Below are 17249 nucleotides of genomic sequence, written 5' to 3'. Positions count from 1 at the left end.
TGATGAATGATCCCGCGACTCTCGACGCCCTGCGCGTGCAACTGGCCCCGGCCATCGCCGATGCCGCCGCTTTCGACGGCTGGAGCACGGATGCCGTGAAGCACGCGGCCGAGATGGCGGGCGTGGACCGGGATCTTGCCCTGTTCGCCTTCCGTGAGGGGCAGATGGCGATGATCGAGGCCTGGATCGGCCATGTCGATGCGCGCATGGCGGAAACGGTTCCCGCGGCGGCGTTGTCGAATCTGCCCATCCGCGAACGCATCCGCCGTCTGGTCATGGCCCGGCTCGATGCCGTGGCCGGGCGGGAGGAAGCGCTCACGCGTGCGCTGGCAGTGATGGCGCTGCCTCGCAATCTGGCCGCCTCGGCACGGCTGGGATGGCGTAGCGCGGACCGGATGTGGCGGCTCGCGGGGGATACCGCGACCGATTACAACCACTACACCAAGCGCGCGATCCTTGCGGGCATCTATGCTGCCACGCTGCAGGTCTTCGCCCGCGATACCAGCGAGGACAAGGTCGAGACCCGCGCTTTTCTGGATCGCCGGATCGAGGGAATCATGCGCTTCGAAAAGGCCAAGGGCCAGGTCCTGCGCAAGCCGGACGAGCGTTTCAGTATGACTCGCCTGCTGGGCCGCATCCGCTATCCAGCGCATTGAGGCGCAGTGCGGGGAGCCGGGATTTCCGGCTTTTGCCGGGGCGATGCGGCAATTTGATCCGGGACAATGACAAGTCCTCATGGATATTGCGAACCAGTTGCAATTGGTCGCAATATCTGGCAGCAAATCTCTCATGACTCTCGACTTGCTACCCATCGGCGAAACCGCCCGCATCGTTGCGGTCGACTGGTCGGCGCTCGTGCCCGAAGAGGCCCGCCGCCTGCGCGCGCTGGGGCTTGAAGAGGGCGCGCGTGTCGCCGTTGCCCATCGCGGCATTCTGGGCGGCCGGGACCCGATCGCCGTCACGGTCGGACGCATGACGGTGGCCGTGCGCCGGACCCATGCTTTGGCGATGAACGTCGAAATCCTTGAGAGGGCCAGCATTTGAGCCGTCCCCGCAAAGTCGCGCTGGTTGGCAATCCCAATGCGGGCAAGAGTGCGCTGTTCAATGCCCTGACCGGCGCGCGCCAGAAGATCGCGAACTATCCGGGCGTGACGGTCGAGCGCAAGTCGGGCCGCTTCATCCTGCCCACCGGCGAACCGGTGGAGATGACCGATCTGCCGGGTGCCTATGGCCTCGATCCGACGAGTCCGGACGAGGAAGTGACCTCCAAGGTCATCAGCGGCCATTTCCCGGGGGAGGCCGCCCCCGACGTGCTGATCGTGGTGCTCGATGCCTCGAACCTCGAACAGCATCTGGTTTTCGCGCAGGAAGTGCTGGCGCTGGGCAAGCCCACGGTTGTCGCGCTCAACATGGTCGATCTGGCCGAGCGCGACGGGCTGGTGCTCGATCCGGCGGTGCTGCAGGAAGAACTCGGCGTGCCGGTCATCCCGACCGTCGCGGTGCGGCGGCGCGGGCTCGGCGAACTGGGCGAGGCGATTGCCTCGGCCGAAGCGCGCCATCCGGGCCCCGGCATCACCAATCTGACACAGACCGAGCGCCGCGTGGCCGCTCATGCCATGGCGGACGCCGCAATCCTGTCCGAATCGAAGCGCCACCGCCTCCATGCCCGGCTCGACCGGATGCTGCTCAATCCCTGGCTTGGCCCGGTGATCCTGCTGGCGCTGCTGTTCGTGGTGTTTCAGGCCGTCTTCGCCTGGGCAACGCCGTTCGCTGATGCGCTCGATGCCGGGGTGACATGGCTGCACGATACCGTGAAGGCGCTGATGCCGCCCAGCCTGCTGCGCGACCTCATCACCGAAGGCGTGATTTCCGGTGTCGGCGCGGTCGTCGTGTTCCTGCCGCAGATCGTCATCCTCTTCGCTTTCATTCTCGCGATGGAGGCTTCGGGCTACATGGCCCGCGCGGCCTTCCTGATGGATAGGCTGATGGCGCGCGTGGGGCTTTCGGGGCGCAGCTTCATTCCGCTGCTCTCCAGCTTTGCCTGCGCCATTCCCGGCATCATGGCGACTCGCTCGATCACCGATCCCAAGGACCGGCTGACGACGATCCTGATCGCGCCGATGATGACCTGCTCGGCGCGCCTGCCGGTCTATGCCGTGATCATCGCTGCCTTCATTCCCAACACCAATGTGGGCGGCGGCGTGGGGCTGCAGGGGCTGGTGCTTTTCGCGCTCTACGTCGCGGGCGTGCTCGGCGCGATGCTGGTTGCGCTGATCCTGCGCCGCTCGGTGACGAAGGGCGAGGCTTCGGGCTTTATCATGGAACTGCCCAAGTACCAGTTGCCGCGCCTCAAGGACATGGCGATCGGCCTGTGGCAGCGCGCCTGGATTTTCCTGCGCCGCGCGGGCACGATCATCTTCACTGTCACCGTGGTGCTGTGGATCCTGCTCAATTTTCCGCAGGCCAAGCCCGGCGAGAGCCAGGTCGATGCCTCGATCGCGGGCAAGCTCGCCAATGGCCTTGCCGTAGTGGTCGAGCCGATCGGCTTCAACCGCGACATGGCCCTGGCGCTGATCCCCGCCATGGCCGCGCGCGAGGTTGCCGTCTCCTCGCTGGCGACGACTTATGCCGTCGATGCCGGTGACAACGAGGACCAGCAGGCCGCCGAACTGGGCGACCAGCTCAAGAGCCGCTGGACCCTGCCGATGGCGCTGGCGTTCCTGGCGTGGTTCGTTTTCGCGCCGCAATGCATGTCCACCATCGCCGTGACCCGGCGCGAGACCAATGGCTGGAAGTGGCCGGCGTTCATGCTCGCCTACCTGTTTGGCCTTGCCTATGTGGCGGCGGGCGCGACGTACTGGATCGCGGTGGCGGCGGGGCTTTAGGGGCGTTTCCGCGTCAGGTTGCGATGGCCGTTTTTGGATGCTTTCGTCTCAAAAGGCGACGTTCCGGATACGCCGACTTAGCGGACGCTTAAGGTGTAATTCGTCTTTCGTAGTCCGCTAGCAAACTCCAAAGAGCGCCCTCGTTGTGCGGCGACTCTTCAACGGCATTACGAACAGCACAATACTCTCGTTTGTTTTTGATCTTCCCCCTCCGGAGTATGGTCTGAATAGACTGGGAGAATCGCGATCGAACAGTTGAGAAGCTAGGCAAGCCTGCATCAGCAAGCTTCTCGTTCAGCCCGGAAATCGTGTGAGATGGCCACATGTTGGTCATTTCAACAATGTCGCCGATCGCCATCGACAGACCTTCTCTTGCCTTCGCGGGTGACTTCTCAGCAATACCGTCCAACGTGGCGATTGGAGATAGTTCAGGAGGAAGTTCGCGCAAATTGAATACAAGAGGCGACACAACTGCGAGCCAATCCCGCAGGTCCGCGTATTCGTCTGCTTTGATCCTCATGCAGCAAGTGATTTCATATCGCTGGGTTCAAAGCAATGTCTGCTCACCCTGACAAAGCGGCCATCCAGCGAGCTCACTCTTCTCTCCCACCCATTCCCGTCATCCCCGCGAAGGCGGGGATCCCGCTTTTCTTCGGCTTCCGCTCTGTCTGGGCGAGGTGACGACAAGGAAGCGGGGCCCCGCCTTCGCGGGGTGACGAGTTCTTTCGCCGGGAGTTCCCCTGCTTCCCGGTTATCCGGCATCTTAGTGCCTTCGTGAAAGCCATCCGTCGTTCAGGCCGGAATTTAGCGTAACGCCCAGCCTGCCCATTCCCACCAAACGGGGAAAACAGCCCCGGCGGCAGTTGGCAGAAAGCCCTGTCCTTCGCTAACCCATCCGCCAAAGTTCACAGGAAAGCGATTCCATCATGGCAGGCAGCGTCAACAAGGTCATTCTCATCGGCAATCTCGGGGCCGATCCCGAGGTGAAGTCGTTCCAGAACGGCGGGCGCATCGCCAACTTGCGCATCGCGACTTCCGAAAGCTGGAAGGACCGCGCGACCGGCGAGCGCAAGGAGCGCACCGAGTGGCACAGCGTCGTGCTCCAGTCGGACGGTCTTGTCGGCGTGGCCGAACGCTTCCTGCGCAAGGGGTCGAAAGTCTATATCGAAGGCCAGCTGCGCACCCGCAAGTGGCAGGACCAGAACGGCAATGACCGCTACACCACCGAGATTTCGGTCGGCGGCATGGGCGGCGTGCTGACCATGCTCGACGGTGCGCCCGGCGGCGGTGGCCAGCGCGGCGGCGGTGGCGGCGGCTGGAACGAGGGCGGCTCTTCGGGCGGCGGCTTCGGCGGTGGCAGCCGCTCGGTCGGCGGCGGCGACTGGGGCCGTTCGGGCGGTTCGTCTGGTGGTGGCTCCAGCGGCGGTGACGATTGGGGCCGCACCGGCGGTTCCTCGGGCGGCAGCGGCGGCTTCGGCGACGATCTGGACGACGATATCCCGTTCTGATCGCGCGATCATGATGTTAGTCCGAACCGGTTCCTGCCTCTGCGGCAGCGTCACGTTCCGGGTCGAGGGCGATTTCGACGGCTTCTTTCTTTGCCATTGCTCGCGTTGCCGGAAGGGGACGGGCTCGGCCCACGCTGCCAATCTGATTTCGGCGGCGGCGGAGCTGACCTGGCTTTCGGGGCGTGAAAACGTGACCTCCTACAAGGTCGAAGGCACGCGTCACGCGCGCAGCTTTTGTGCCCGGTGCGGGGCGCCCGTGCCGGACGTGCAGGGGGACGGGGCATGGATAACCGTGCCGGCCGGCAGTCTGGACGGCGATGTCGGCCTTCGCCCCGATGCCCATATCTGCCTTGCCAGCCGCGCCGACTGGGATGAGGGGCTGGAGTGGGTCCCCGGAATGGGCGGGCTGCCCGGCTGAGTGTGGTCTCGGGGGGGCGGTCTGGGCCGGGGAGGCCTACTCCTTCCCCAGCTTCAACCCCTTGAGTGCCGCGAACGGCCCCTGATCCTCGGGCGTACCGATCCCGGCAGCCTTGCGCGCGGCATCGGCCTCAGGGCCGGTGAGGTAGGGATCAATCGCGAGGCCCAGGCTCTGCGCCACGGCTTCGCCCAGGTCGAAGTGGCTGCCGGTATATTCGATCTCGTCGCAATCGTCGGCGGTGAGTTCGATTTCCTCATCCGGCTGGTAGCCGGTCATTTCCGGCACGAAGCGGAAGAACAGCGGCTCGTCGACCGAGACGGGCAGGTCCTCGCCCGAGACGGCGCAGGGCTGCACGAAGTGCGCTTTCAGGCGCCCGCGCGCTTCCACGGTGCGCTCGTCGCTGCGGTGCAGTTCGAGATCGGCGGAGAGGCTGTCCACCCGCACGAGAGCAAAGCGTTTGGCCAGCGCCTTGCGTTCGGCTTCGTTGGCTTCGAGGTGCGCGGCCTTGCCTTCCACCTGCCGCACGTCGAGCAGGCGGGAAAATTCGGCTCCGGCGTTTTCCGGCGCCGTCATCGCGCGATCCTCGCAGCCAGCAGATCCTCGTCCGAAAGCGCGCCGATCTGGGCGTGGAGGCGCCGCACTTCGGCGGCAAGGCGGGCCATGTCGGCGCCTTCGATCAGCGTCACGTTGCGCTGGAGCGCGGCGGTCAGCGCGGCATCGTCCTGCGGCAGCGCCTCCTTCAGAGCGCCGATCCGGCCGCCCATGACGCTCATCAGCTTGCCGATGTGCTTGCCGACGACAAGGTCGCCCACGCCCGACTGGCGCAGCTGCCCGTCCATGTCCTCCACGAAGAGTTCGGTCAGCCGCGCCGAGGGCTCGATCAGCGCGTCATGGTCTTCCATGCGCAGCATCACCAGCGCCAGCACCAGCGTGATCGCATCGAAGCGTCCCGCCACGGTGTCGGCCACGCCGCACTCGGCATACCAGGGTTTCTCGCGCGCGATTTCGACCACGCGGTGCCACAGCGGGCGCACCGCTTCGCGCGAAGCAGGACGTTTGCCGAGGATTCGGGAGATCAGGGACACGGGAACCTCGAAATCACGGGGCCTGAAATCACAGGGCTGGAAATCACGGGGGTGAAGCCTTTCGTTCAGCGGCAATTCAATCGATCCGGGCCAACGCCCATTGCGCGGGCGCTTCCGGGGCCTTAAGGCCATGGGCGATATAGGGCTAGGATACCGGCTGCAATGCCTTCGTCGAAGCTTCGATGGGGCGGCGGCGATATCCGCCGGGTTTGGAGTATGAGAATGCGCAAGGTTGGTCTCAAGATCAGGACGGCAGGCTTGGTTCTGGCGCTTTCCGCGCTGGCCAGCGGCTGCACGTCGATCCGCGATCACCGCGGCTACCTGATCGACCAGACCCTGCTCGATTCGGTCCAGCCGGGCATCGACAACCGGCTTTCGGTGGAAAAGACGCTTGGCCGCCCGACGTTCGTCAGCCAGTTCGGCCAGAAGGATTACTACTACGTCTCGCAGATCGTGAAGACGCCGCCGTTCGGCCGTCCGCGCACGGCGGAAGAGACGATCCTGCGCGTGCGCTTCGATGCGGCGGGCAATGTCACCGCGGTCGACAAGCGCGGCATGGAGCAGGTCGCGCGCATCAGCCCCGAAGGCGACAAGACGCAGACGCTGGGCCGCCACCGCTCGCTGCTGGAAGATCTGTTCGGCAATATCGGCGCGGTCGGTGCTGCCGGCATGGGCAGCGGTGCGGGAGGCAGCAACACTGGCCCCGGTCCGAACGGAAGCTGATTTCGCAGGCGGCGCGGTGGCTTGAACCTCGCCCGGGGCGGCATATATGCTGCCCATGCATAATGACGGGGCGAGCCACGGCCTGATCCAGTGGCACGGTACGACCATCATCGGCGTGAAGAAAGGCGGCAAGACCGTCATCGCCGGTGACGGTCAGGTCTCCATGGGCAACACCGTGATGAAGCCGAACGCGCGCAAGGTGCGGCGGATCGGCGAGGGCGGAAAGGTCATTGCCGGTTTTGCCGGCGCCACGGCCGATGCCTTCACTCTGTTTGAACGGCTGGAGCGCAAGCTGGAGCAGTATCGCGGCCAGCTCATGCGCGCCGCGGTCGAACTCGCCAAGGACTGGCGCACCGACAAGTATCTGCGCAACCTCGAAGCGCTGATGATCGTGGCCGATGCGGAAACGCTGCTGGTGCTGACCGGCAACGGCGATGTGCTGGAGCCCGAAGGCGGCCCGCAGTCGCAGATCGCCGCGATCGGCTCGGGCGGCAACTATGCGCTTGCCGCTGCCCGCGCGCTCGATGCCTATGAGGACGACGCCGAGCAGATGGCGCGCAAGGCCATGCAGGTCGCCGCCGATATTTGCGTCTTCACCAACGACCGCGTGACGGTGGAAACGGTATAATAGCCCTCTCCCCTTCAGGGGAGAGGGTTGGGAGAGGGGGCGTGCGTGGCCAATCCCCTCTCAACTCCGACTAGCCCGCTGCGCAGCCAAGTCTCCGTATCTCTCCCCTGAAGGGGAGAGAGGTTCGAGGAAAGAATGAACGACAATCTCACCCCCAAAGCCATTGTCCGCGCGCTCGACGAGCACATCGTCGGCCAGAGCGAGGCCAAGAAGGCCGTGGCCGTCGCGCTGCGCAATCGCTGGCGCCGTCAACGTCTGCCGCTCGACCTGCGCGACGAGGTGACGCCGAAGAACATCCTGATGATCGGCCCCACGGGCTGCGGCAAGACCGAGATCAGCCGCCGCCTGGCGAAGCTGGCCGACGCGCCTTTCGTGAAGGTGGAAGCCACCAAGTTCACCGAAGTCGGCTATGTCGGCCGCGACGTCGAGCAGATCGCCCGCGACCTGGTCGAGGAAGCGATCCGGCTCGAAAAGGACCGCCGCCGCGAGAGCGTTCGCGAGGCGGCCAGCAAGGCGGCGATGGACCGCCTGCTGAATGCGCTCGTCGGTGAAGGCGCCTCGGAAGCGACCCGTGCCGCGTTCCACCAGCGCATCACCGAAAACGCGATGAACGACACCGAAGTCGAGATCGAAGTGGAAGACACGCCCAATGCGCCGATGGAGATCCCCGGCATGGGCGGCTCGGTCGGCATGATCAACTTGTCGGACATCATGGGCAAGGCGTTCGGCAACCAGAAGCTGAAGCGCCGCAAGATGCGGGTGCCCGATGCCTGGGACAAGCTGGTCGACGAGGAGTCCGAAAAGCGCATGGATCAGGACGATGTGGCCCGCTCGGCGCTGGCCAATGCCGAGACCAACGGCATCGTCTTCCTCGACGAGATCGACAAGATCGCCGTGTCCGACGTGCGCGGCGGCTCGGTTAGCCGCGAGGGTGTGCAGCGCGATCTCCTGCCGCTGATCGAGGGCACCACGGTTGCCACCAAGTACGGCCCGATGAAGACCGACCACGTGCTGTTCATCGCCTCGGGCGCGTTCCATGTCGCCAAGCCGAGCGACATGCTGCCCGAACTGCAGGGCCGCCTGCCGATCCGCGTGGAACTGAAGGCGCTGACCGAGGCGGACTTCGTGCGCATCCTCAGCGAGACGCGCGCGAACCTCGTCGAACAGTACCGCGCGCTGCTGGCCACCGAGAACGTGACGATTGACGTCACGGCCGACGCCATCGGCGAAGTGGCGAAGATCGCCGCGCAAGTGAACGAGACGGTCGAGAACATCGGCGCCCGCCGCCTGCAGACGGTCATGGAAAAGCTGCTGGAGGAACTCAGCTTCGAAGCCGAGGACCGCGCGGGCGAGACAGTGACGGTCGACGAGGCCTATGTGCGCGAGAAGCTGGAAGGCCTCGCGGGCAACGCGGACCTTTCGAAGTACATTCTCTGAGCCGGCGATGGGCGGGCCGGTAAAGGGACGCGAGGCGATGATCGCGGGGATGAATCCCCGCCCCGATCCGCAGCCCTGGGTCTTCTGCACCGGCGGCCCGCTACAGGCGGATGCGCTTGCCACGTTCCGCGAGGAGGAGGGGCTGAGCCAGATCCTCCCCCTCGATACCGCGCGGGAGGCGGGCCACGACGTCTCGCTGCCGATGGCGCGGATCGTGCTGGAAGTGCACTCGGCGCTGGACGGGACCGGCCTGACGGCCGCGGTTTCGGGCGCGCTCGCAGAGGCAGGCATCCCCTGCAACATGGTGGCGGCCTATCACCACGATCACGTGTTCGTGCCCGAGGGCGACGGGGAGCGGGCACTGGCGATCCTGAGGCGCTTGCAATGTGAGGGCGCGTAGGGGCGCCGTTCCATCACCGCTGATGATACTCTTCTTCCGCTTCGTTATTGCGAGCCGTAGGCGAAGCAATCCAGGGCGGTTTGCGCCGGCACTGGATTGCTTCGTCGGCTTCGCCTCCTCGCAATGACGAAGAGAGGGGTGTTCAGGGCAGGCAGATTTCCTCGAACAAGTCCCGCCACTGCGGATTGGCGGCCTCGATCAGGGCCAGCTTCTTTTTTCGCGATCCACCCTTGATCTGCTTTTCGCGCGCGATCGCATATTCCATTGTCGCGTGCAGTTCGAACCACACCAGCAGTTTGCAATCATAGCGTTTGGTGAACCCGCCGATCATGCTTTCGCGGTGTTCCCATGCGCGCTTGGGCAACCATGAGGTGACGCCAACGTACAGAGTTCCGTTGCGTTCGCTGGCCATGATGTAGACAGCCGGTTGAAAATCGCGCCGCATCGCCCTGGATTGCTTTGTTGCCGAGCTCCTCGCAACGATGAAGGGCATTAAACTTTGGTCATCTCCTTTTCTTCGTCATTGCGAGCGGCCGTAGGTCGCGCGGCAATCCAGAGCGGTGTAGAACTACACTCAATTGCTTCGCTTTGCTCGCAATGACAAAACAACAGATGTAGAGGATTGCCATGTACAAGACTCCCGAAGACCGCCCGATCTACCGCTTGCTCACCGGTCAGGATGACCGCGCCTTTTGTGACCGCGTCTCGGAGGCGCTGGCGCAGGGCTGGCGGCTCTATGGCTCGCCGACGATCAGCTGGGATACGGCCGAGAACTGCATGAAGGCCGCGCAGGCGGTGGTGTGGCACGAAGCCGACGTGGTGAAGTGAGCTACTTCGCGAAAAGCTGACCCAGGTCCGCGAAGGCTTTCATCTCGATGGCATTGCCCGACGGGTCACGAAAGAACATCGTGGCCTGTTCGCCCGGCTGGCCCTTGAAGCGGATATAGGGTTCGATCCCGAATTCGACCCCGGCGGCCTTGAGCCGCTCGGCCAGCGCCTGCCAGTCGGCCATGTCCAGCACGAGGCCGAAATGCGGCACCGGGACGCCATGGCCATCGACCGGGTTGGTGGCAGCATCGGCGCCTGTCATGCCGGGCACCAGATGCGCGACGATCTGGTGGCCGCAGAAATCGAAATCTACCCAGTGGTCGCTGCTGCGCCCTTCCGCGCAGCCCATCAGCCCGCCCCAGAACGCGCGTGCGGCGTCGAGGTCGTGGACGGGGAAGGCGAGGTGGAAGGGGCGCAGGGTCATGGTGCGGGGAATAACCGGTAAACCGGCGCATGGCGAGCCGCGTTCATAGCCTCGCCGCTATGAAAAAGGCTGGCGTTGCAGGTGCAAGGCCAGCCTTTTCGTGTGCGTTGGCGTGAAGCCGATCAGATATGGATCGGCTTGCCGGTCACCGCCATCGCCGCTTCCTTGATCGCCTCGGAGTGCGTCGGGTGAGCGTGGCAGGTGTAGGCGATGTCTTCGCTGGTGGCGCCGAATTCCATGGCCTGGGCGGCCTGGGCGATCATCGTGCCCGCGACCGAGGCGATGCACCATACGCCGAGCACGCGGTCGGTTTCAGCGTCCGCGATCACCTTCACGAAGCCGTCGGGCTCGTGGTTGGTCTTGGCGCGGCTGTTGGCGAGCATCGGGAACTTGCCGACCTTCACTGCACCGCGTTCCTTGGCGGCTTCCTCGGTCAGGCCCACGCCGGCGATTTCGGGCTGGGTATAGACCACGCCCGGGATCACGTCGTGGTTCACGATGCCGGTGAGGCCAGCGATGTTCTCGGCCACGGCCAGGCCTTCGTCCTCGGCCTTGTGGGCGAGCATCGGGCCGGGGATCACGTCGCCGATGGCCCAGACGCCGTCCACCTTGGTGGCGAAGTCATGGTCGGTTTCGATCTGGCCGCGTGCGTTGCGTTCAAGGCCGATCTTGTCGAGGCCGAGGCCTTCGACATTGGGGCGGCGGCCGATCGCGACGAGCACGACATCGGCTTCCAGCGTTTCGGTATCGCCGCCAGCAGCGGGTTCGACCGAGACCTTGGCCTTCTTGCCCTTCACTTCGACGCCCGTGACCTTGGTCGAAAGCTTGAGCGTCATGCCCTGCTTCTTGAAGATCTTGGAGGCTTCCTTGCGCACGTCCATGTCCATGCCGGGCAGGAGCTGGTCAAGGAATTCGACGACCGTGACTTCCGCACCCAGACGGCGCCAGACCGAGCCGAGTTCCAGACCGATCACGCCGCCGCCGATGACGACCATCTTCTTGGGCACGGAGGACAGTTCCAGCGCGCCGGTGCTGTCGACCACAACGCCCTTGGCATTGTCGATCTCGACGCCGGGGAGCGGGGTGACGGAAGAGCCAGTGGCAATCACGATGTTCTTGGCGGTGTAGGTCTTGCCCGCCACTTCGACGGTGTGGGCATCCTTGAACTGGGCATAGCCCTTCAGCCAGTCGACCTTGTTCTTCTTGAACAGGAACTCGATGCCGCCGGTCAGGCCCTTCACCGCGTCCTTGCGCTGGCCCTGCATGGTGTCGAGGTCGAGTTCGGGCGTGACCTTGATGCCCATCTTGGCCATCGCGCCGCCCTTGGCCGCTTCGAAGTATTCCGAAGCGTGGAGCAGGGCCTTGCTGGGAATGCAGCCCACGTTGAGGCAAGTGCCGCCCAGCGTCTCGCGCCCTTCGGCGCAGGCCGTCTTCAGGCCCAGCTGCGCAGCGCGGATCGCGCCGACATAACCGCCGGGGCCGGCACCGATGACAAGGACGTCGTAATCGTAATCAGCCATTTTAGGCCTCCGTCGCGCCTGGGCTTCGACAAGCTCAGCCTGAGCGGGAATAGTGCTTACTTCAAAAGAATACCGCGCAGCGTCCGCTCATCTGAGAGCTTGTCGAAGGATGCCGCGCGGCATGGGGACGTCAGAGATCGATCAGCAGACGCGTGGGATCCTCGATCGCTTCCTTGATGGTCTTGAGCGCGGTCACCGCCTCGCGGCCATCGATGATGCGGTGGTCGTAGGAGAGGGCGATGTACATCATCGGGCGGATGACGATCTCGCCATTACGCACGACCGGACGGTCCTCGATGCGGTGCAGGCCGAGCACGGCCGACTGCGGCGGGTTGATGATCGGGGTCGACATCAGGCCGCCGAACACGCCGCCGTTGGAGATCGTGAAAGTGCCGCCGGCCATGTCGGCCATGGTCAGCGTGCCTTCCTTGGCCTTCTTGCCAAAGTCGGCAATGGCCTTCTCGATGCCGGCGAAGCCCAGCTTGTCGCAGTCCTTCACCACCGGCACGACGAGGCCGTTCGGGGCCGAGACCGCGATCGAGATATCGACGTAGTCGTGATAGACGATCTCGTCGCCGTCGATCTGGGCATTGACCGCCGGGATGTCCTTGAGCGCGAGGACCGAAGCCTTGGCGAAGAAGGACATGAAGCCGAGCTTGATGCCGTGCTTCTTGGCGAAGACGTCCTTGTACTTCTCACGCGCTTCGATGACGGCCGACATGTCGACGTCGTTGAAGGTGGTGAGGAGGGCGGCGTTGTCCTGCGCGGACTTGAGGCGCTTGGCGATCGTCTGGCGCAGGCGCGTCATCTTCACGCGCTCTTCGTTGCGGGCCGAGGCCGCAGCAGCGGCAGGCGCGGCAGCGGCGGGCGCCGAGGCCGGCTTGTTCTTGGCGGCGGCGATCACGTCATCCTTGGTGATGCGGCCGTCCTTGCCGGTGCCCGTGATGGTCGCGGGATCGATGCCGTATTCCAGCACCGCGCGGCGCACCGCGGGCGAGAGCACGGCGGCGCCTGCAGGCGCTTCCGTGGCGGCCGGGGCGGGGGCCGGAGCGGCAGCAGCCGGCGCGGGCGCTTCCGCCTTGGGGGCAGCGGCCTTGGGAGCCGCGGCGGCTCCGGTGCCTTCCTCGATGGTGGCGATCAGCGCGCCGACAGTGACAGTGTCACCTTCGGCGGCGAGCTGCTGGCCCATGACGCCGGCGTGGGGCGCCATGACATCGATGGCGACCTTGTCGGTCTCGAGGCTGGCAATGGGCTCGTCAGCGGCGACGGCTTCGCCGGGCTGCTTGAGCCACTGCCCGATGGTGGCCTCGGAGACGGATTCTCCGAGCGTGGGGACCTTGACTTCGGTGGACATGGTTTATCTCAAGCCTTCTGCTTGCGTCGTAGTTCGTCACGGACGGAAAGGTGGAGTGCATCGGCGACCAGCGCGGCCTGTTCGGCAGTGTGGCGCTTGGCGAGGCCGGTGGCCGGGGAGGCGGAAGCGTTGCGGCCGGCATAGCGCGGACGCGGGGCCTTCACCCCGGCTTCCTTGGCGGCTTCCTCGATCAGCGATTCGACGAAGAACCAGGCGCCGTTGTTGCGCGGCTCTTCCTGGCACCAGACGATCTCCTCAAGGTTGGCCATGCGCGAAAGGCGCAGGGCCAGCGGCTCGCCCGGGAAGGGGTAGAGCTGTTCGAGGCGGATGATCTGGGTATCGTCGATTTCGTTCTGGTCGCGTGCTTCGACGAGGTCGTAGAAGACCTTGCCGGAGCACAGGATGACCTTCTTCGTGTCCTTGTCCGCTGCGGGCTTGGGGTCCGAGAGGATGCGGAAGAAGTGGCCTTCGCCCACGAAATCGTCCGTGCTCGATTTCGCCATCGGATGACGCAGCAGCGACTTGGGCGTCATGATGATCAGCGGCTTGCGGAACGGGCGGTGCATCTGCCGGCGAAGCACGTGGAAGTAGTTCGACGGCGTGGTGATGTTGCACACCTGGATGTTGTCGCTCGCGCAAAGCTGCAGGAAGCGTTCCAGGCGGGCCGAGGAGTGCTCGGGGCCCTGGCCTTCGTACCCGTGCGGCAGCAGCATGACGAGGCCGTTGGCGCGCAGCCACTTGGCTTCGGATGCGGCCACGTACTGGTCGATGATGATCTGCGCGCCGTTGGCGAAGTCACCGAACTGCGCTTCCCACAGGACCATGGTCTTGGGGTCGGCGCTGGCGAAGCCGTATTCGAAGCCGAGCACGCCATATTCGGACAGCGTGGAGTTCAGCACTTCGAAGCGGCCGTGCGGCAGCGTCTTGAGCGGCGTGTACTTGCGCTCGCTGGTCTGGTCGACCCAGACCGCGTGGCGCTGCGAGAAGGTGCCGCGTTCGCAGTCCTGGCCGGACAGGCGAACATTGTAGCCTTCCGAGCAGAGCGAACCGAACGCGAGTGCCTCGGCCGTGGCCCAGTCGAAGCCTTCGCCGCTGGTGAACATCTCGCGCTTGGCATCGATCACGCGGCCGAGCGTCTTGTGGACGGTCAGATCCTCGGGAACGGTGGTGAGCACGCGGCCGAGGCTGTCGAACAGCTTGCCCTCGATCCCGGTGTGCACGTTGCGGCGCGCGGTTTCGGGATCGGCCGGCTTGTTGAAGCCGCTCCACTGGCCGCTGAACCAGTCGGCGTGGTTCGACTTGTAGGTCTTGGCCGCCTCGAATTCCTGTTCGAGGTGCTCGTTGAACGCAGCCTCGGTCTCGGGCAGGAAGGTGTCGTCGATCACGCCTTCGGCCTTGAGGCGCTCGGCGTAGATCTTGCTCACGGCCGGATGCTTGCGGATCTGCGCGTACATCAGCGGCTGGGTGAAGCTGGGCTCGTCACCTTCGTTGTGACCGAAGCGGCGGTAGCACCACATGTCGATCACGACGTCGCGGCCGAAGGTCTGGCGGTAGTCGATCGCCAGCTTGCAGGCGAACGTCACGGCCGCCGGATCATCACCATTGACGTGCAGGATCGGCGCCTGGACACCCTTGGCGACATCGGTCGGGTAGGGCGAGTTGCGCGCGAAGGCCGGCGAGGTGGTGAAGCCGATCTGGTTGTTGATGACGAAGTGCAGGCAGCCGCCGGTGTTGTAGCCGGCCACGCCCGAAAGGCCGAAGCATTCCCACACTACACCCTGGCCGGCGAAGGCAGCGTCGCCATGGATCAGCACCGGTAGCACCTGCTTGTGCTTGGCGCCCGGGCCGATGTCGTCGCCGATATCGTCGTGGATGGTCTGGTAGGCGCGGACCTTGCCCAGCACCACCGGGTTCACGGTTTCGAGGTGGCTGGGGTTGGGCATCAGGCTCATGTGGACCTTGATGCCGTCGAACTCGCGGTCGGTGGACGTGCCGAGGTGATACTTCACGTCGCCCGAGCCGCCCACGTCCTCAGGATTGGCGGTGCCGCCCGAGAATTCGTGGAAGATCACCTTGTAGGGCTTGGCCATCACGTTGGCGAGCACGTTGAGGCGGCCGCGGTGGGCCATGCCATAGACGATCTCGCGGACGCCGAGCTGGCCGCCGTACTTGATCACGCTCTCAAGCGCGGGAATCATCGATTCGCCGCCGTCGAGGCCGAAGCGCTTGGTGCCGACGTACTTCTTGCCGAGGAACTTCTCGTACTGCTCGCCGCGAACGACGGCCTGAAGGATCGCCTTCTTGCCGTTGGCGGTGAACTCGATCTCCTTGTCGGCGCCTTCCATGCGGTCCTGCAGGAAGCGGCGCTCTTCGACATCGGCGATGTGCATGTATTCGAGGCCGACCTTGCCGCAGTAGTTCGCGCGCAGGATCTGCACGAGTTCGCGGATGGTCGTCCATTCGAGGCCGAGGTTGCCGCCGACATAGACCGGACGGTCCTGCGCGGCACCGGAAAAGCCGTGGTATTCCGGCGTCATGTCGGCCGGAAGCTGGCGCTGGTTGAGGCCGAGCGGGTCGAGGTCCGCCGCGAGGTGACCGCGCACGCGATAGGTGCGGATCAGCATCATCGCGCGGATGGCATCCGCCGCGGCTTCGTCTATGCGGGCCTGGTCAACTTTGGCGCCGCCCTTGGCGGCCGCCTTTTCGATCTGCGCCTTGAGGGCAGTGGGGTCGAGGCCCTGGGTCCAGTCGTCCTCGAACTCGGCACCGACACGGGGCCAGTTGGAACGTTGCCAGCTGGGGCCAGCTTGCGGCGGTTCGTCGAGACCCATATCGGGCGTGAAATCCATATTCTCGTTGCCCATAGGAAGCACCTTTCACGCGCCGGCGCCATTGCAGCCGCCGCATCGAGCAATCTAGTTTCGGGCTGTCGGCTTCTTGGGAGGAAAAGCCGCAGTCCACGATGTGTTCCGGCGCTTGAACGCCTTGTCGTTATTGTCGCCGTGATTGTCCGCCCGGGACGCGGATCGGGCCTGTGCCCTCAATCCGCGCCCCGGCCGGAGGAAATCAGACGGTTTCCTTGAGCGCCTGGAGCAGCGTCTCGCCGAGCAGCGACGGCGAGGGGCTGACGCGGATGCCCGCGCTTTCCATCGCCGCGATCTTGTCTTCGGCGCCGCCCTGGCCGCCCGAGACGATCGCACCGGCGTGGCCCATGCGGCGTCCCGGAGGTGCCGTGCGGCCCGCGATGAAGCCGGCCATCGGCTTCTTGCGGCCACGCTTGGCTTCGTCCTTGAGGAACTGCGCGGCTTCTTCTTCGGCCGAGCCGCCGATTTCGCCGATCATGATGATCGACTTGGTGTCGTCGTCGGCCAGGAACAGTTCGAGCACGTCGATGAAGTTGGTGCCGTTCACCGGGTCGCCGCCGATGCCGACCGCGGTGGTCTGGCCGAGGCCTGCATTGGTGGTCTGGAACACGGCTTCATAGGTGAGCGTGCCCGAGCGCGAGACGACGCCGACCGAACCCTTGGAGAAGATGTTGCCGGGCATGATGCCGATCTTGCACTCGTCCGGGGTGAGGACGCCGGGGCAGTTCGGGCCGATCAGGCGCGACTTCGAACCGGTCAGCGCGCGCTTCACCGGGATCATGTCGAGCACGGGGATGCCTTCGGTGATGCAGATGATCAGTTCGATCTCGGCGTCGATGGCTTCCAGAATGGCGTCGGCGGCACCTGCCGGCGGCACATAGACGCACGAAGCGGTGGCGCCGGTCGCGGCCTTGGCTTCATGCACGGTGTTGAACTGGGGCAGGCCGAGGTGCTCGGTGCCGCCCTTGCCGGGGGTCACGCCCGCAACCATCTGCGTGCCGTAATCGAGCGCGGCCTGCGTGTGGAAGCTGCCGGTCGCGCCGGTCATACCCTGGGTGATGACCTTGGTGTTCTTGTTTACGAGGATGGACATCGGTTTTTCCTGTTCCTGAGCCTGGAAGCAGCCGCTGTGGGCCGGGGAGGTATCAAGTAGCTATTCGGTTCCGCGATACCAG

At 65.0% G+C, this 17249-nt stretch carries 19 protein-coding genes; 10 read left to right on the top strand and 9 right to left on the bottom strand.

Annotation, left to right across the window (positions count from 1 at the left end; all coding sequences use genetic code 11):
- Nucleotides 1-2: 2 nt before the first annotated feature.
- The 3 genes from NN5_RS01770 to feoB all read left to right on the top strand — a co-directional run bounded on the left by NN5_RS01770 (nt 3) and on the right by feoB (nt 2885).
- On the top strand, nt 3-656 hold the full coding sequence (locus NN5_RS01770; RefSeq protein WP_067732339.1) for a COQ9 family protein: 654 nt from the start codon (nt 3-5) through the stop codon (nt 654-656).
- A gap of 133 nt (nt 657-789) precedes the next feature.
- On the top strand, nt 790-1044 hold the full coding sequence (locus NN5_RS01765; protein ID WP_067732338.1) for a FeoA family protein: 255 nt from the start codon (nt 790-792) through the stop codon (nt 1042-1044).
- A complete protein-coding gene (feoB, locus tag NN5_RS01760) occupies nt 1041-2885 on the top strand; it encodes a ferrous iron transporter B (protein ID WP_067732337.1) in 1845 nt (614 codons plus the stop codon). Before NN5_RS01765 ends, feoB begins: the two co-directional genes overlap by 4 nt.
- An 88-nt stretch (nt 2886-2973) precedes the next feature.
- On the opposite strand, the gene NN5_RS25575 is transcribed toward feoB, so the two are convergent.
- Nucleotides 2974-3405, bottom strand: a complete 432-nt coding sequence (locus tag NN5_RS25575; protein WP_157080960.1) for a hypothetical protein — start codon at nt 3403-3405, stop codon at nt 2974-2976.
- Between the two features lie 406 nt (nt 3406-3811).
- Between NN5_RS25575 and ssb the strand changes: the two genes are divergently transcribed.
- Together ssb and NN5_RS01750 are read left to right on the top strand one after the other, a co-directional pair.
- Complete coding sequence (gene ssb, locus NN5_RS01755) at nt 3812-4393, top strand: single-stranded DNA-binding protein (protein ID WP_067732336.1); 582 nt, start codon at nt 3812-3814, stop codon at nt 4391-4393.
- A gap of 13 nt (nt 4394-4406) precedes the next feature.
- A complete protein-coding gene (locus NN5_RS01750) occupies nt 4407-4811 on the top strand; it encodes a GFA family protein (protein ID WP_067732411.1) in 405 nt (134 codons plus the stop codon).
- 36 nt (nt 4812-4847) lie between these two features.
- On the opposite strand, the gene NN5_RS01745 is transcribed toward NN5_RS01750, so the two are convergent.
- Together NN5_RS01745 and NN5_RS01740 are read right to left on the bottom strand one after the other, a co-directional pair.
- Nucleotides 4848-5384: a YceD family protein gene (locus NN5_RS01745; protein ID WP_067732335.1), complete on the bottom strand. Its 537-nt coding sequence runs from the start codon at nt 5382-5384 to the stop codon at nt 4848-4850.
- A complete protein-coding gene (locus tag NN5_RS01740) occupies nt 5381-5896 on the bottom strand; it encodes a ubiquinol-cytochrome C chaperone family protein (RefSeq protein WP_067732334.1) in 516 nt (171 codons plus the stop codon). Before NN5_RS01740 ends, NN5_RS01745 begins: the two co-directional genes overlap by 4 nt.
- A 222-nt stretch (nt 5897-6118) precedes the next feature.
- On the opposite strand from NN5_RS01740, the gene NN5_RS01735 reads away from it, so the two are divergent.
- The 4 genes from NN5_RS01735 to NN5_RS01720 all read left to right on the top strand — a co-directional run bounded on the left by NN5_RS01735 (nt 6119) and on the right by NN5_RS01720 (nt 9084).
- Complete coding sequence (locus tag NN5_RS01735; RefSeq protein ID WP_067732333.1) at nt 6119-6619, top strand: outer membrane protein assembly factor BamE; 501 nt, start codon at nt 6119-6121, stop codon at nt 6617-6619.
- Between the two features lie 55 nt (nt 6620-6674).
- Nucleotides 6675-7247 carry an ATP-dependent protease subunit HslV gene (gene hslV, locus NN5_RS01730; protein WP_067732410.1) on the top strand — a complete coding sequence of 191 codons (573 nt, stop codon included), beginning with the start codon at nt 6675-6677 and terminating at the stop codon, nt 7245-7247.
- A 135-nt stretch (nt 7248-7382) separates the two neighbouring features.
- Complete coding sequence (hslU, locus tag NN5_RS01725) at nt 7383-8684, top strand: ATP-dependent protease ATPase subunit HslU (protein WP_067732332.1); 1302 nt, start codon at nt 7383-7385, stop codon at nt 8682-8684.
- Nucleotides 8685-8691: 7 nt separating this feature from the next.
- On the top strand, nt 8692-9084 hold the full coding sequence (locus tag NN5_RS01720; RefSeq protein ID WP_067732331.1) for an ACT domain-containing protein: 393 nt from the start codon (nt 8692-8694) through the stop codon (nt 9082-9084).
- Between the two features lie 142 nt (nt 9085-9226).
- Here NN5_RS01720 and NN5_RS01715 read toward each other — a convergent pair whose 3' ends face one another.
- Nucleotides 9227-9529 (bottom strand): GIY-YIG nuclease family protein, encoded by a 303-nt coding sequence (locus NN5_RS01715; RefSeq protein ID WP_067732330.1) that lies wholly within the window; start codon nt 9527-9529, stop codon nt 9227-9229.
- A gap of 182 nt (nt 9530-9711) precedes the next feature.
- Here NN5_RS01715 and NN5_RS01710 point away from each other — a divergent pair, with 182 nt between their 5' ends.
- Nucleotides 9712-9912 carry a DUF1737 domain-containing protein gene (locus NN5_RS01710; RefSeq protein WP_067732329.1) on the top strand — a complete coding sequence of 67 codons (201 nt, stop codon included), beginning with the start codon at nt 9712-9714 and terminating at the stop codon, nt 9910-9912.
- A 1-nt stretch (nt 9913) separates the two neighbouring features.
- Here NN5_RS01710 and NN5_RS01705 read toward each other — a convergent pair whose 3' ends face one another.
- From NN5_RS01705 to sucD, 5 genes are all read right to left on the bottom strand, one after another.
- The gene (locus tag NN5_RS01705; RefSeq protein ID WP_067732328.1) at nt 9914-10336 is read right to left on the bottom strand and encodes a VOC family protein; all 423 of its coding nucleotides are present in this window, start codon (nt 10334-10336) and stop codon (nt 9914-9916) included.
- Between the two features lie 122 nt (nt 10337-10458).
- A complete protein-coding gene (gene lpdA, locus NN5_RS01700) occupies nt 10459-11856 on the bottom strand; it encodes a dihydrolipoyl dehydrogenase (protein WP_067732327.1) in 1398 nt (465 codons plus the stop codon).
- A gap of 130 nt (nt 11857-11986) precedes the next feature.
- A complete protein-coding gene (gene odhB / locus NN5_RS01695) occupies nt 11987-13210 on the bottom strand; it encodes a 2-oxoglutarate dehydrogenase complex dihydrolipoyllysine-residue succinyltransferase (RefSeq protein ID WP_067732326.1) in 1224 nt (407 codons plus the stop codon).
- Between the two features lie 8 nt (nt 13211-13218).
- The gene (locus tag NN5_RS01690; protein ID WP_067732325.1) at nt 13219-16074 is read right to left on the bottom strand and encodes a 2-oxoglutarate dehydrogenase E1 component; all 2856 of its coding nucleotides are present in this window, start codon (nt 16072-16074) and stop codon (nt 13219-13221) included.
- A gap of 202 nt (nt 16075-16276) precedes the next feature.
- Nucleotides 16277-17167: a succinate--CoA ligase subunit alpha gene (gene sucD / locus NN5_RS01685; protein WP_067732324.1), complete on the bottom strand. Its 891-nt coding sequence runs from the start codon at nt 17165-17167 to the stop codon at nt 16277-16279.
- Nucleotides 17168-17249 lie beyond the last annotated feature (82 nt).

It is taken from the genome of Novosphingobium naphthalenivorans NBRC 102051, from assembly GCF_001590985.1.
In the GTDB taxonomy this organism is placed as follows: Bacteria; Pseudomonadota; Alphaproteobacteria; order Sphingomonadales; family Sphingomonadaceae; genus Novosphingobium; species Novosphingobium naphthalenivorans.
Note: the sequence above shows the minus strand (reverse complement) of the source record. Positions and strands in the feature narration are given on the sequence as shown.

What these genes read in the sequence shown, in the direction of transcription:
- NN5_RS01750 (WP_067732411.1), top strand. Translation starts at nt 4,407, where the DNA reads ATGTTAGTCCGAACCGGTTCCTGCCTCTGCGGCAGCGTCACGTTCCGG.
- NN5_RS01765 (WP_067732338.1), top strand. Translation starts at nt 790, where the DNA reads ATGACTCTCGACTTGCTACCCATCGGCGAAACCGCCCGCATCGTTGCG.
- NN5_RS01745 (WP_067732335.1), bottom strand. Translation starts at nt 5,384, where the DNA reads ATGACGGCGCCGGAAAACGCCGGAGCCGAATTTTCCCGCCTGCTCGAC.
- hslV (WP_067732410.1), top strand. Translation starts at nt 6,675, where the DNA reads ATGCATAATGACGGGGCGAGCCACGGCCTGATCCAGTGGCACGGTACG.
- NN5_RS01690 (WP_067732325.1), bottom strand. Translation starts at nt 16,074, where the DNA reads ATGGGCAACGAGAATATGGATTTCACGCCCGATATGGGTCTCGACGAA.
- NN5_RS01705 (WP_067732328.1), bottom strand. Translation starts at nt 10,336, where the DNA reads ATGACCCTGCGCCCCTTCCACCTCGCCTTCCCCGTCCACGACCTCGAC.
- hslU (WP_067732332.1), top strand. Translation starts at nt 7,383, where the DNA reads ATGAACGACAATCTCACCCCCAAAGCCATTGTCCGCGCGCTCGACGAG.
- NN5_RS01715 (WP_067732330.1), bottom strand. Translation starts at nt 9,529, where the DNA reads ATGCGGCGCGATTTTCAACCGGCTGTCTACATCATGGCCAGCGAACGC.
- ssb (WP_067732336.1), top strand. Translation starts at nt 3,812, where the DNA reads ATGGCAGGCAGCGTCAACAAGGTCATTCTCATCGGCAATCTCGGGGCC.
- NN5_RS25575 (WP_157080960.1), bottom strand. Translation starts at nt 3,405, where the DNA reads ATGAGGATCAAAGCAGACGAATACGCGGACCTGCGGGATTGGCTCGCA.
- NN5_RS01770 (WP_067732339.1), top strand. Translation starts at nt 3, where the DNA reads ATGAATGATCCCGCGACTCTCGACGCCCTGCGCGTGCAACTGGCCCCG.
- odhB (WP_067732326.1), bottom strand. Translation starts at nt 13,210, where the DNA reads ATGTCCACCGAAGTCAAGGTCCCCACGCTCGGAGAATCCGTCTCCGAG.
- sucD (WP_067732324.1), bottom strand. Translation starts at nt 17,167, where the DNA reads ATGTCCATCCTCGTAAACAAGAACACCAAGGTCATCACCCAGGGTATG.
- lpdA (WP_067732327.1), bottom strand. Translation starts at nt 11,856, where the DNA reads ATGGCTGATTACGATTACGACGTCCTTGTCATCGGTGCCGGCCCCGGC.
- NN5_RS01710 (WP_067732329.1), top strand. Translation starts at nt 9,712, where the DNA reads ATGTACAAGACTCCCGAAGACCGCCCGATCTACCGCTTGCTCACCGGT.
- NN5_RS01720 (WP_067732331.1), top strand. Translation starts at nt 8,692, where the DNA reads ATGGGCGGGCCGGTAAAGGGACGCGAGGCGATGATCGCGGGGATGAAT.
- NN5_RS01735 (WP_067732333.1), top strand. Translation starts at nt 6,119, where the DNA reads ATGCGCAAGGTTGGTCTCAAGATCAGGACGGCAGGCTTGGTTCTGGCG.